General features: G+C 53.3%; 10 protein-coding genes. 1 reads left to right on the forward strand and 9 read right to left on the reverse strand.

Annotated elements, in window-relative coordinates; translation table 11 throughout:
- Positions 1 to 203: 203 nt before the first annotated feature.
- Positions 204 to 758, reverse strand: a complete 555-nt coding sequence (locus tag SH410x_RS13500; RefSeq protein ID WP_473676986.1) for an ATP-binding protein — start codon at positions 756 to 758, stop codon at positions 204 to 206.
- Between the two features lie 53 nt (positions 759 to 811).
- Positions 812 to 1,048, reverse strand: a complete 237-nt coding sequence (locus SH410x_RS13505) for a hypothetical protein (RefSeq protein WP_473676987.1) — start codon at positions 1,046 to 1,048, stop codon at positions 812 to 814.
- 110 nt (positions 1,049 to 1,158) lie between these two features.
- Between SH410x_RS13505 and SH410x_RS13510 the strand changes: the two genes are divergently transcribed.
- Positions 1,159 to 1,359 (forward strand): hypothetical protein, encoded by a 201-nt coding sequence (locus tag SH410x_RS13510; RefSeq protein WP_473676988.1) that lies wholly within the window; start codon positions 1,159 to 1,161, stop codon positions 1,357 to 1,359.
- A 798-nt stretch (positions 1,360 to 2,157) separates the two neighbouring features.
- Here SH410x_RS13510 and SH410x_RS13515 read toward each other — a convergent pair.
- The 7 genes from SH410x_RS13515 to SH410x_RS13545 all read right to left on the reverse strand — a co-directional run bounded on the left by SH410x_RS13515 (position 2,158) and on the right by SH410x_RS13545 (position 14,017).
- Positions 2,158 to 2,883 (reverse strand): hypothetical protein, encoded by a 726-nt coding sequence (locus SH410x_RS13515; RefSeq protein WP_473676989.1) that lies wholly within the window; start codon positions 2,881 to 2,883, stop codon positions 2,158 to 2,160.
- Positions 2,884 to 3,066: 183 nt separating this feature from the next.
- Entirely contained in the window at positions 3,067 to 4,371 is a 1,305-nt protein-coding gene (locus SH410x_RS13520) for an ISAs1 family transposase (RefSeq protein WP_473676990.1), read from the reverse strand.
- Positions 4,372 to 4,715: 344 nt separating this feature from the next.
- The gene (locus SH410x_RS13525) at positions 4,716 to 5,906 is read right to left on the reverse strand and encodes a S1 family peptidase (protein WP_473676991.1); all 1,191 of its coding nucleotides are present in this window, start codon (positions 5,904 to 5,906) and stop codon (positions 4,716 to 4,718) included.
- The gene (locus SH410x_RS13530) at positions 5,903 to 6,847 is read right to left on the reverse strand and encodes a trypsin-like serine peptidase (protein ID WP_473676992.1); all 945 of its coding nucleotides are present in this window, start codon (positions 6,845 to 6,847) and stop codon (positions 5,903 to 5,905) included. The genes SH410x_RS13525 and SH410x_RS13530 overlap by 4 nt, the downstream gene beginning before the upstream one ends.
- Before the next feature lie 172 nt (positions 6,848 to 7,019).
- Positions 7,020 to 9,029: a hypothetical protein gene (locus SH410x_RS13535; RefSeq protein ID WP_473676993.1), complete on the reverse strand. Its 2,010-nt coding sequence runs from the start codon at positions 9,027 to 9,029 to the stop codon at positions 7,020 to 7,022.
- A gap of 983 nt (positions 9,030 to 10,012) precedes the next feature.
- Positions 10,013 to 12,592, reverse strand: a complete 2,580-nt coding sequence (locus SH410x_RS13540) for a multicopper oxidase domain-containing protein (protein ID WP_473676994.1) — start codon at positions 12,590 to 12,592, stop codon at positions 10,013 to 10,015.
- A 699-nt stretch (positions 12,593 to 13,291) separates the two neighbouring features.
- A complete protein-coding gene (locus SH410x_RS13545; RefSeq protein ID WP_473676995.1) occupies positions 13,292 to 14,017 on the reverse strand; it encodes a hypothetical protein in 726 nt (241 codons plus the stop codon).
- Between the last annotated feature and the right edge of the window lie 36 nt (positions 14,018 to 14,053).

Here is a 14,053-nt window from a genome sequence, read left to right on the forward strand (position 1 = left end):
ACCCACTTGTTTTTCGACACGGTGTGCCTCCAAGATAACCATATTATAAAAGTATTTGTTCGGGGTAATGTGTGATCTCCTTGGAGGCGACGTCCTACGCCAAGGCGATGGTGTATGTATATCAGCTAAAATTGTGAGAGCAAGTTTTTCTTTGCTTTTACTCAAAGTGATTCTTCGGGGAATTCGGCGGTATGCATGATGCGTCAAGTCGAGTGTCGACAGCTGTTAGGAAATAAGCCACTTTGAGGGTCGCCGTGGCGGCGTGAATTGACAGATGGCGATCGTTCCATAATCCCGCGAAACGCAGCACGACGCACACAGCACGCGCGAGCGATCCCTTCGATCAGATGCGATTTGCCGAGGCCGCTCGTGCCAACGAATGCGATGTTGTCTCCCCGGGCTAAGAACTCGCGGGTCGCAAGTTCTTCGAACGGGCCGCGCGGGATCGTCGCGGCATTGAACGACCAGTCGAATGACTCCAGCGTGGCATTCGCGGGGAACTTGGCCGTGCGGATGCGTCGTTCGATTGAACGCTCGCGAGCGGACATCGCCGGAATGGCAAGGAACCGTTCATGGAGTTGCCACGAAGTGTGATTGTTCTGCGTCGCATCGCGAACGATGCTGTTGAGTTCTTCTTCACTGAGTCGAATCTTCAACGTTTGTAGATGCTGGAGGATCGAATGTCGCAGCGTTGTTTGCATCGCCGTCGGCTGGGGCCGTTTGTTGCTTGGGCTGGGTTTCTTGTTCGCTTCGCTCATCGGATGCTTCGTCTATCGAGGAGGTGCCGTAAAGAAGGTCTTGATATTCTTGGCTATGACGTACACTGATTGGCTCGCTGTCGGAGAGTCGTTGCAACGCCGCTTGATCTCGCTCGCCCAACTGCTGCCAGGCTGGTTTCGGTGTCGCTTGATGCGCTGAGATGGGTTAGTCCTTTGAGCGAGCGGGCGGCTCGCAAGCGTTTGAGGCCATCGACGAGTACCGTTTGTCCTTCCAGTTGACAGACGATGATGGGCGATACCTGTCCGTAGTCCTTGAGTGACTGCGTCATCTGCTTTTCCAGCTTGGGCTAGACGAGCCGATAGCGTTGCAGCCGCTCATCGAGCTACTTCAGAGCAAGCATGCAATCCTGGTCACCGCGATCGAATTTTTGAATTTCGATTGGCATCTATTGAGATTTTGGCATCGCCGATGGCTTCTCAGCATTTGAAACCCGTATCCACACCTAAACCGGAGTGGCCGCTGGTGTGGATGCTTGAAGTGACAGGTTTGAGAGCGCAAGTGGATTGGCGTTGGATGCGATATGCGTCACATGAAAAAGTGAACAGAACCTTTGTAATGGCGATCGTGGCGGCGGCGTGAAACGTTGGTAACAGCCCGGTCGATCGCAGCAAGATTTTTCTTCAGCCTGGTCTTTGTGATAGCCCTCGCACGGCAGCTCAGGGGCGTCAATTCGTTCATTTTAGCCGTTAGCCAGCTGCTGTTCAGCGGCTTTTAGTTCTTTGCGGCGGACACGATGGCGACTGGCCTGGGCACGTCGAGCCTGCTTCCCTCCGTTCGGATGCCCGGTATTTCAAGTTGGCCCGTGCAAGCTGCCATCGCCGGGCGGCAGCCTTGCAATCATCGCCGCAGTAGCGATCCAGGTAGTGATTGGGCGAGAAAGAACGATCGCCCCCTTGAGCAGACACTTTCTGGGAGTAAGTCAGGGTTGTTCGCCTTGCGATCGGGGCGGCGGGAGAGGATTCTGAATCAGGGCCAAGGGGAGCGGAAACTCCCATGAGGTCAAGTCTCACCGCTGGAGCGTCAACTCCACGGTGAGGCGATTTTTGAAACTTCGCTCCAGCCACAGCCAGCAATCGACGACAGCCTCTGCCGTATAATCCGAGAACGCCCGCTCACCGCCAACAGCCCTCAGCAGCCACTCTCTGCCAAACCGCCAAAGTGGCTCAATCTCAAACCACTGTCGACACTCACACCAACCAATCTCTTGTCGCACCCTACAGGCCTCCAGCACTCGCATGTTGAACGGCGGAACGCCGGTCACACCAGTTTGAAGCCCTTCACCCAAGCAATCTAGCAAGCGAAAACGCGATCTCAGATCTACCCCAGTCGTGCTCTAACGCAAATGTCAGTTTTCAAACCGTGAATAGGTTCTCCCAACTAAGCCTTCGGGAAATCAATCTTCTGAGATTCTCCATTAGCCCAGAAAACCTCAACACCGCATTTGCCCAGATGGGATGTCACATCAAGTGATTCAGTGTAAGGAGCAATTCTCGGAAGCACGATATCGCTGCGACGACAATCGATGATGTCAAAGCCCCAGTATTCCGGTTGCTGGACGTATATTCTTGGTTGAATCTTTACGACAGTGTTAAGATTTGGTTTTTTGCCCGCAGCTATCAAAAACCATGTGTTATTGACAAACCCAGGACGTAGATCAGCTTCCGCTGTTGTATCGTCTACAGTGCGCTTCAGCGGCAAGCAGACCAAGTCATCATCTCCATAGCCCAAGACCGCGTTGAATACAGGTTCCATGCTCACGACGCGACGCTGTCCATTCCGTAGAATATGAATAAGCCTGAAGTCGCCTGAGCTTCCGTGATGGGAGACCAAGTTCAGTTCATTGTGGAGAGGATGTCCAGCAATACTGAACAACCATCGCTCCTGCCCACTTGGATCAGCGACCCGTAATGGTGCGAGTGTAACGTTCGCTGACTGAGGCGCCATTAACGTGCAAATTTGACGATCGCCAAAAGGACCAACTGAACAAGAGTTGGGATCGCAAATTATCCGACCTGTGCCACCGGCGAAATCCACGTCGAAGTTAATCTGGTGAAAGTCTTCAATCGGATGTACTAGGTACGGCGTCTGGATCAAAGTTGCCATATCGTTACTCAACCTTGGTTAAAAAACGGACTTGTGGAAAAAACTAGGAACGGAGATGCCTCCATTCCTCCGAGTAGCAAGAAGTCTAACGACCTACCTTCTTCGTGCAAGCCTTTTACTTAAAACACATTAAGACTCCTCAGCACCGCAATATAATAAACTTCGATAACAGGGTGAGCGCATTTAATTTACGACGGGCACCGAGTTCAGAATTTCAAGCAAGAACTCGAAGTCGTATCCCGCGCGAAGTCGCTTTTGACGGATGCTGGCCTTGCGTGTTGTATTGTGCTTGATCAGAGTGATTGCTAGCCGACGAAGCCAGCTCACATTCTCCGCGCCGTGGTCTTTACGTATCCGTGAATCGTCTTCTCGGAATGTCACGTCCATTACCCAGTGGAGTGAGTTCTCGATGCCCCAGTGCTGGCGAACCGCTGATTCAAATCGCTCTGCGTCGCTGCCAAAACTCATGATGAAATATCGCACTTCTCCATCACCCCAATCTTTCGGATCATCGCTGCGGTAGGTAATCGTTAGACCAATGCTGCGGAGCTTCTTCCAATCGCCACTTTCCTTGAGTCCTTTGGGGGCTGGCATGCTGTAGTACGTTCTTCGCTCATAGCGACCATGCGGTTCCTTCTCGGCATCACTGACCTCATGCGTCGACAAGCGCTTGGGAACGCGATCAAGCGACATCACCTTTTCGAACTCGGCTTTCAATTGTTCGTGCAGCTTTTCTTGATTACCTTTGACCGCCAAACAGTAGTGACCCTTGCGATCGATAATCTTCGCCGCAATCTCTCGCTGGCACCCCATCGCGTCGATCGTCACGATCGCTCCGGAGAGTGTCAGTGAATCAAGAAGCTTCGGAATTGCCGTGATTTCGTTGGATTTCTTGTTAACAGTCGTTTGTCCGAGCGTTAGATGTTGGTCGCTCGCCCAGGCACTGACAATGTGCAGCGGTTTGACGCCTCCGGCTTTGGAACCGCGAAGCATTTTCCCATCGATCGCGATGACGTTACCAAGTTCTTTGCGAAGACCCTTGAGCCATTTTAGGAAGGCTTGTTGGAACGCCTGGGGGTCGAGTCGCGAGAGAGTTCGTCGCAGGGTGTCACGCGACGGAAGGCCACCTGGAAGTTCAAGAAACTGCTGGAGCCATTGCCGATGCGTTTCAGCCCACGTACACATGTCGGCCCATCCGTCGGCATTGCAAATCACTGAGCAGATCGCGATGACGATCATATCAATGAGATTGTGAACGCGCCGCCGATTGATTCTGGGGTCTTCAATTTCGTCAAAGCACTGGACCAGCGAAAGGATTGCGGAATAGTCGTCCGCTGGCACCGCCTTCGGCTGCACGACTTGCGCCACGGTCTTCGCCGTTGATTCGAGGGGTTCTCCCGAGAGCACCTTCTTCTTGTCGTCCTTGTTGTTACAAAGTGCTTCCCAGTGCCGGTTGTTGTCCAACGCAGGCTGCTTCTTATTACCCATGGCCGCGACTCCATTCGCTCGTTCCGGATCAGTGAAAACCGCCCAGGATTTTAGCGAACCCAGCGAGCATGAGCTACCGTGAATGAGACTCGAGCATCGAAAGGCTCGCCGATTTTGCCAGGGAATGACCCAGAATATCGCTGAAACACGAGGATTTAAATGCGCTCACCCTGGGTGTCACGCGAAGGAAGGCCACCTGCGAGTTCAAGAAATTTCTGGAGCCATTGTCGATGCGTTTCAGTCTGCCATATCAGGCGATCAGTCACGGAAAAATCACAGAAGAACCGAAGAAATGCCAAAAATGCGATGAATTAAGAACGAACCCGTCAGCATGGGACGTAAATCTAAAACCCATTCTGGATGCTCTTCATTAAGTCTCTCGCGTCAGATGCATCAAGTCTGAAACCGTCATCATCCGAGGCATGAACGCGCACAACCGCCCCTACCATCCTTTCCGGATTCATGAGGGTAGCAGTGAACGCAAAAGGCTTTTTCTTGCTTGCTGTGCCTCTGGCAAAGCTGGCCCCCACGTGAAGTTTCAATTCATGCTTGTTTTGCGAGGTCCAAATTGTGTTTCCTTTCACGTCGAGAAAATCAATTACAGCAGTCGAATATCCCTTTCCCGAGATCCCCGATTTCCGGACCTCAAGTATAATTTGAACGACGATTTCTTCGTTATGGCCTCGACTGACTTTCCCTGACACCCACGCGGTTGTCGATCCGTCTTTGACTTCAATTCGATTCAGCTCGATTGGATCATCCAGGATTTGATTCACCATGAACAACGCGCGTTGATCCCGCAGGAAATTAAGATGCTGAACGTCAACGTCCGCAACCGGCTTGAGATCGATTGCGGTGATTGGTATTGCCCAACCAATCAGTTGCCCCCTCCCACCTGTAGCGCCGGACAGTCCTCCGTTGCCGATTCCAATTACACGCTTTTTGTCATCCAGAACAGCTGCCCCGGAATGCCCAGGCAAAATTTCTCCTTCGATGCTCAAAATGTTCTGAGTAGGGTCCGGGCTGCCGCGGAAACGTAAGCCGCTAAAGAGTGTCTCAGTAAGTAAGGACTTCATGGGTGTTTGCGGTGGTTCTCGCAGTTTAATCTGTGTCGTCAATTCTTGAAACTCAATATTGAGCGGGTATCCCACCAACTCCAACGCCAAGCCCGCTTGCGGCTTGGCACTCGAAATCGCAAATCCCTTGTTTGCAGCGAACAAGGGCTCCTGGCGATTTCCGATTAACGCCACGTCGTGCGTGATGTCTACTTTCAAAATCTTAAGATCGGTGAATACATGGTCAGTCGCACTTGATTTAGCCCTTATCTTGCTCGCACCAACTACGCCGTGTAGCGCTGTGATAATACCTGCCTCACCCCTCAATTCAAAACCGCTTTGTCGTCCAGTATCGGCATATACCTTGAAGACGCTTGGGTGATCCGCATTGGATGTTCCAGCGGTCAAAACACATGTGTAAAATATCAATGGAAACAGAGTTGAACGATTGCGGCGGGAGAACCTTTTCAAAGTCATCATTGTCCACCTTCAGAGATCCATCCGTTAATATCCTGCATAACCGAATCAGTTATGCGAGTCGCTTTGTTGCTACAACCTCCGTAGTTGTGAATCCCAATACACCCTATACCGGACTCGCTTAGGAGAAGAGGACTTCCGCTTTGGCCCCCGGCAGTGTCGGTCATGTAGCGAATGCGTTTCGGCTGAAAACTAGAGACTGGGTCGCTATCCTTCCACAGTGTTCCAAACGGCATGTCGCCTGGGTATCCACAGACCCATACAGTAGCGTTCGACAGTTCGCGATCCGTAGCAATTACTGGGCGAAACTCGAACGGAGTCGTCCCATTAACCGTGGGGGCAAAAGCGTCATCTAAGATGATCGCTCCGTAGTCGTCTGAGTACGCACCTGAGTTCGTCCAGCCGTTTGAGGCTCGAAGCGTTGAGCTCGTTTGCTCGCGAAATGGACGTTCCGCGGCGCGACAAGCTGGAATTACGGTGACAGACTGAAAGAAGTTCCCGCCGTCTCCTTCGTGGACGCAGTGGCCTGCCGTGATGACTACCGTCGGGCTAACCATGAAACCCGTTGCAATAGCGCGATTACCGTGGCCCATGTCTATAACCAGTTGGCACAAACCACTCCACGGTGCACCGAGGTTGTTTCGTTCAGGTTCTCGCTCGTCAGGTTGGCAGACGCTCTCTTCGTATTCAAAAAAGTATGCGTCAATAGGAAGTAATGCTCCTAAACTTTCAAGTTCCTGCCTAGTTTTCACAGATTGCTTGTTAGGATCTACATTGAAAAGTGCCCATTCTCCACGGCTCTCCGCAAAATCAACGGATTGCTCTTGCCAACCAGGTTTGGCTTCCTGCGAGAAGCGGATCCCGTTCTCGGGTTGCTCAGCTTGCAGACTTGAGACATTAAGAAGTAGAAGGACGAAAGGAATTGAAGAATACTGTTTCAACATTTTAATGACTCCGACTGATTGGTAGTGACTGCGTAAAAAGGGGCGAATAGCTCACCTTGACCGAGAAACGAATTTACCAGACTGGTCCGGAATGTCGACTGTATTCTTGAAGGAATACTGATTTGCATTTTGCTGCCGTATTAGAATTTACATTTGCGTGAAATGATCCGCGTTATAACCGCGTCTGGGGCTTTGCATCGCTTGGTCGTATCCCTTTTGAGCAACGCCGTGACACTGCTTGGCGACTGTCCTTGGGGTGACTCCAGACGCGATCTGCGGCTTTTGCGAAGGCGGCTGTGTATTGGTCGTTTCGTTTGGTTGTGTAGTAGCAGACCGCAGTGACGTTTGCGTTGGATTTTGCCAGGCTGAATCGAATGAGGGCTCGGTTAAACGGGTCTATTTGTTTCGCACATTCAGTTTTGCCGTCTAACGAGTCATAGAATCCCAGCACCACTTGCTTCGCTTTGACTTTTTTATCGAAATGCCGTAGCGAGCAGACCCAATCGGCTAGGGCGTGTTCCGTGTAGGGACTGCTACCGAGTTGCCAGTTCAAGATAGTGATGCCGCAGGGCAAGTAGTTCCAAGAGTCGACAAACGTTCCGTTGACGAACGGAAAATACGATTTTTTATTCTCGGCGTCGACTGCATTGTGGTGCGGGTCGTACATGTCGCTGAATACCATCGCTTCGTCACCGGGAGCGACTTCTTCTACGATTGCCAGGCAGCGTTTCATGCATTCGCCAAGCATGACATGCGGCGAATCACCCTTGGCCAATGGATCGTGGCCTGCCGAGCGCACTTCGTCATGGTTGATCAGCCAGCGTTTCGGATCAAGAATCGCATCAATACGTTCAACCTGCTGTCGAAACATGGCGTCGACGGATGGGTGTCGGAGGCTGACGCAGGCATATTGCGTCTGAGAATCTGGCAGCGAGGCATGGTAGTACGAAACGGCAAGTTCTTGGCCCACTTCGATCGAGGAGGAAAGAATTCTCAGTGCTGTTCCCGGGTGATCGTGTCGAAATTGCTTGTCTTCTGCAATGAACGAGTCTTCCCATCGCTCGAAGTCTTGGCATTCTTTCAACGCAATATCCTGCCCACAGATGCGGACCGAAATTGGGAGTGCTTCGCAGAGTCCAGGCGTTGTTGGATCGTCATCGCGGCGGAGGAGATTGGCACCTCCGACCATCTCGAGACCAATGCCGCTGACTTTCGCAGTACCCGATGTTGCTCCACCGATCCCCACCCAAAGTTTTCCCGCTTTGGCGTCGTGAGAGTTGAGAACCACAGAATAGGCCGTCCATTCCTGATCAGCACCGATCTCGTGGTTGGCTCGTTCGAGATCGCGGAATCCGTAACCCGGAATCTTGCCCGAAACACGCGCATAGAATTCAGGCGATGCGACTCCCGATTGAAACCGCAAGTTCTCGGTTTTGATCGAAAACGTCAAGCGATACTGCGTCCAGGGACGAAGGTCGATGTCTTTCCCGAACTCTACTGGGTGGGCCTCGGGTTTCTTGGCGAAATTGATCTTCAGTGATTGGGTTGAACCGGTCGGTGCATCGTCAGACTGCGATAGTTCCGGAGCGTCTGGAGCGAGGTTCCAGGTTTCAAGAACGTCCTCCCAGGTTGCGGAGTCTGAGTCGGCGGCAAAATCGAAGTCACCGTGGCTGACGAGATTGTTCTGTTCAGGTGCCGCGATCAGTCGGTCGCTATCCCTGTACACCCGAAAAACGCAATCGCGGACAGGTGTGCCTTCGGCCAAGTTTAGGTCGTTGACGAGAATGCTCGCCGAAGGCCCGACGGGCATGACTTCTGGAATGACTTCGATGCAAGCCTTTTTGGCAAGGTCGCGGATCTTACGCATTCGACATTGGACGGCTTGGGCCGTTTCATCTTGATTGGTCGGGTCGAGAAACCGCAGGTTCTGAAGTTCATAGCTGGCCAGGACAATCGCATCGTAGCCTTCCGCTTGCAGTCGCGGGAGCATTTCCAGCAACTGATCCGTACTGTAATTGGTTACATCGCCGGCGCGTTGTTCGTCGCTGTGTAGATTCACGTAGGCGTAGAACCATTTTCCGGGGGGCGCTGCTAGAGCAGAACTGCAATGCGACAAGAAGATCACGAAGACGACTAGCAAGACGGGTGTCACGATCGCCTGAGCAATACTCCGGGTTGGCATGTTTGTCGAGCAGCACGTAAAGTTGTGTTGTGCGCCGCGTTTCGTGACCAGTCGAGCTCGGTACATTACGGACCACCGCTCGCCTTTTCTGGCGCTGAGCCAACAGGGACTTGTCCACGATGTCAAACGTCGCGGGTTGTCGGCTGCGGCGGTGCGCTTAACGCGAGCAATGGCGCCTCGATCGTTCGTTCGGCGTTGAATCATGCTGGCCACTACATCTCATCGCAATCTGAGGTATCGTCCATGCTCCCGCAGCAGAATTACAGCTCGATAGGGGAGTTCGATAATGCATCTGCAGCATAAGTGTCGAACGGACCAATTGAAAGCAATTAGAGAGGGAATTGTCGTTTTTCTAGTCCCGGGTATGATGACTTTCATTGCACACCCTCTTCGACGGATGGTGAAGAACTACGTATAGGTACGCATGAGGAAGTCATTCGGCGTAGAGTAACAGACGGGGGACGGTATCCCTGGTTGTCTCCGGTCCAACGCGAAGTTGCGTAGCAACCGGGGCAGGCGCTGGGCTGCTTTAAGATTGGCTATTGACGTCACGTTGGATCGCGTGGCTTTTGTTCCGTATCCGTGAAACGAGGGCAGGTTGTAGCACTGAACGCATGTCCGGCGTCAACCGACGATACCGCAAGCAATCGCAAAACGCTGGCAGGTTTAGCTGAGCGAGTGGAGCACCTGTCGTCCCTTTAGGACTTTGCGATTACGTGTTGCAACCCGGTCCCCGGACTCGCGTCCGGGGCTGCATCATGCCGTGGCTTCGCCACTAAGAAGAACAAACATTGCGTAAGTCATTTTCTGTGCAAGCCCAAAGATTGAACAGCCCAGGCTAACGCCCACCGGCTAATGCACCTAAAACACTTTCCTTACTGCGTTCGATGAACTCAGTGATTTCGTAGGCAGTTGAAACGAGGACTTCGGCGCAGCGTCCAGAGCCTCGCTGAGCACAGGTCACCATGCCGTAGCCCATCAAACTATTCCTCGGAACCCATGAGCTTGATCTCGCTGAGAAGGTGATCGACTTCCATGAAGGGTTCGTCCGAAATTTCACGCCAGCGGACGCGTCCGTTGTCATCTAGGATGAACGTACCATGCAGCGGAGACTGATGCGCCGCGAGGTAACATTCGTAGTCGCGAAACACGTCACGTTGATCGGATGCGTCAAATACCACCTGGTGTGGAAACATCGGCTCGGGGAAGCCGCCCTCTTTCTCATCCGGAGCTACGAAGACAACCTTGACGCCGTCGGGAATACTAGCGTTGCGGAAGTTCTGCATCTGCTCATTGCACGCCGAGCAGCCTTGGCTTTCCAGAAACACCAGAATGGTGAACTCGTCGCCCATCAAGTCGGTGAGTGTCTGATTCGTCCCATCCACGTCCGGCAGCGTCCAGGGATTGGCCACGTATGGCTTCGCCAGTTTCGTGCCCACCTCGTAGTTGTCATTCACGACCCGAACCACTTTCATCATGCCCTGGTCTTCGTGGTCAAGGATATGACAGTGCAAAACGAAGTCACCGATGTACCGGCGATAGCGAGTACGAACGTTGTAGGTGGTGCCCGAGCGAACCAGCAGCGTGTCTCGCCAGACTCCTTGCGGCGTGGTAATACCGGCGGAATTGGTTTCCGAGACGAAATAAAACGGATTGACGTGGATGTGGAATGGATGATTTCCCCGGTCTGCGGTAAGGTTCCATCGATCGGCACGCCCTAGTTGTAAGGTGATGGGGCGTCCATCAGGATCAAAGGGTTCGTCGTTAATACTGGGCGACGGCCCCAACTGCAGCTTCACCGTTTGCAGACCGAACACCTCTCCGTCTGGAATCGGAGCGGGCCTGCGAACTTTGGAAAAATCGTGTGCTAACGGCCATGCATCGGCACCCTTTCCTTTACTGGGCAGGACCTCAATGATCGCTAAGATGGCCGGATCTTTTTCGGCATCTGGGGCGGAGGGATCGAGACTGACGTTGCCGATGCCGTCCCACATCAGGTACCGCTGGGTTCGTGATGTGTCGTTGGTCAGCCGCACGAGGACATCGCTGCGATAGCCTGGGAACAACGAGATGGTTTCTGTTTTTCGCATGCGTTCCAGAGGAATGCCATCGACTGCGATCTCTCGCATTCCTTCCTCGTTTAATGCTTCCACATCGTATGGAAGATGCACCTCGTCGAGCGCGGACACAGAAGGTAAAGGGGCCAGTTGGACCCGGATTTCGTCTCGCACACCGCCGTGGATGAACCGGAAACGCTGCATCCGCCCCGATTCGATTTCGATCACCGGCTGCACCTGACCGTTGATTGTGGTCCGCCATCCATCTTCAAGCTTGCCTTTGGGCCAGCGTCCGCGGGCAAATGCGGCGTCAAAATTTTCGAGCGTGTAGGTCGTCAGTCCGAGAATGGAACCAACAGCAGCCACCACTTCTGCTGCCTGTTCCTTCGAGATTGGATCGGAAGGCCAAGCCGCGAGCAGGGTTTGTTGAAGCCCTTTGATTTCGTCGAATTTTTCAGTCAGCTTACTTTCGCCAAGATCGGCAGTCATCAACCCCGAGTCGTCGAACACCCGGAAATGCAGGTTGTCGTTAATCTTCGCGACAACCACGAGGCCGTTCCCCTGACTCGGTAGGCTATCGATATCGGGCGCAATGGGGAGCAGTTGCAATTCGTAGCCCAGCGGTTCAGGAAGATACGACACCTGCTGAAGCAAGCAGATTCGTTCTTCAGCATCCGCTATTCCTGGAACCGAATCGAGAGACGTCTGGTCCCCTTCGCGGGGTTCGATAATTAACGCTCCGGCCATTCCACTTGAAACTTGGATGGCGGTCGCTCCGTGTACGTGTGCGTGATACCAAAAGGTCCCGGGTATATGGTCCGTCGGAATCACGATTTCGCTTTCAAACTCCTCTCCCGGATTCACTTCCAGCAGCACGTTGTCAGAGTTCGCCGCAGGAGAGACGTGAAGGCCGTGCGTGTGCAGGTTGGTGCGGTTGAAACCATGTGGCGTATTGAGGGTTGCCGAATGATCTTCTGGTTTTTCTACAGGCAACTGGTTTTTTAGGTGAACGCTGAGAACGTCACCCGCCCGAACTCGCAGCGTCGGACCGACCGGCAACTGGTCGTAGGACCGCATTCGCAGATTGACAACGCCAGCATTGTTCTTGAGCACGAGATCGTCGTTGTCGTCCCGTAGATAGGTCGTGGGACGCCAGCCCTTGCGGTTGCCATAAACGATCGAAAGCGATGTGTCCAAGATCCCGTTTTCAGAGAGACGCTCTTCCCCGGAGCGAAACTCCGGGTGTTCATATTCCGACTGCTCGCGTTGCTTCTGAATCTCGCGAACTGATTCGACGCGAAGAGCTCCTTCGCTTGGAGCAGGTACTTCGCGTGCAGGGGCCAGAATCCCCTCCAGGTCCGAACGATTGACTTGTTCCGCAACGCGGGAGCCGATGTGACTAAACACCTCCGGAGGTGCTGCTGATACAGTCAGCTCTGCAGAGATGCCCACCATCAACCCAAGCGAAAGCGACCCAAGCAAGCGAGTGTGTTTCCAGATCTTCACTGTAGCGTCTCCCTGAAGCCATTGAACAATTAGTTTTCCAGCAGGGGGGTGAGCGTATGGCCAATGCGGGCTGACTGCAAGGGAAATCAGTTGGAAATTCCGTTGTGTCAAGCCCGTCGCGAAAACGGGCTGTGGATAGGCGACACTCTCTCTCGGCAAGCGGCAGATCGGTTCGGACCGAGTAGGCTTGCCTCTCCGAGACACGCGTCCGAGACTCGGCGACTCACGGTGGGGCTTTTTATATCTGCCGTTCGTCCTAAAGGAACTCGGTGAATCGAGGCGAGGTCCGTGGCAAGCCCTTCCGGTCTTGTGGATGGGGGGCGTGGCTGGATTACCGATCTCGGGATTGTCGCTGTTGGATTTCGCCGATTGGTAAGCACGGCAGTTGCTTGCACCGGAGAACGCGTTTGCATTCGATCGCTTGGTGGATAAAAAGTCAGCGGTTTCTTACTGGACCAAACTGTCCATTGCGAGAATTCTCTTGACGACTCACACGAAGTATCTATGCAAGAGTATTTCGATAAACCTCCTTGTGAGATACGTCGTACCGAACCAATTGAGTTTGGTCCGGGTGGGGAGGAAAGGTAGAAAGATGGGAGGCAAAATAATCGAGTAAGAGTCCACGTGGATATTTTTCTGTCTATTGCAACGGCGCTGATGTCACGGGGTGCTTCAAAGTCCCGCACTGTTACAGCAAGTTTACGCAGGGGGGCTTGGCTCTCCATTTGCCGTCTGCAGCAACATTTGCACTTCGGATAGGAGATAGAGTACTGCGCGCTTCTCGCCTTTCGACAAGCCATTTGTCTCTCCATTCGCGTAGGGAGTGAGGACTTGCTGTAATAGGTTGATGTGGTTGCTTGCCTCTTGGAGGTGTTCTGTTGATGGGGCGCAGGTGTTGGGGGTGTCGGTCTTGATCTCGGGGATTTCGAAATGGCGATGGGGTGGGTCGGGGTCGGCGTATTTGAGCGGGCGGGTAGTTGTGGTGTCGGATTGTTTGCTGGGGCGTGGTGTGGCTAGGCGGAGGAGGCCGGCGCCGGTGATCTCCTCGCCTAGGGTGGAGGAGCGTTTGACGTATTCGGTAAATTGTTGGTCGGAGATGGTTGCTGCTCGCTGCCAGCGTTTGGACTGGTTTTGGGTGATTCCTAGGTCGCTGAGTTTCAAACGGTTGTCGTGACCGTTTGATTTTCGGTCGCCGCCTTTGAGTCCCATCTGTGAAAGCATCTTGCCGGCTTTGCGTTCAGCCAACAGTCGTAGCTCGGCGGCCCGATTTTGGACCTCCAGGCTTTCGTTGGCGCTCTTGGCCCAGACCCGGATGGCTTCCGCTCGACTTCGTAGGTCGGACAGTTGATCGAGATCGTCTGCCTCGGCGATCGCTCTGCGGCAATCGTCGAGAATAGTGATCTCACGTGAATTCTCGGCAATCATGGTGTCTCCTGCGTCTTGTCACCGGCTCAGAATCTA

It is taken from the genome of Rhodopirellula sp. SH410 (genome assembly GCF_055811895.1).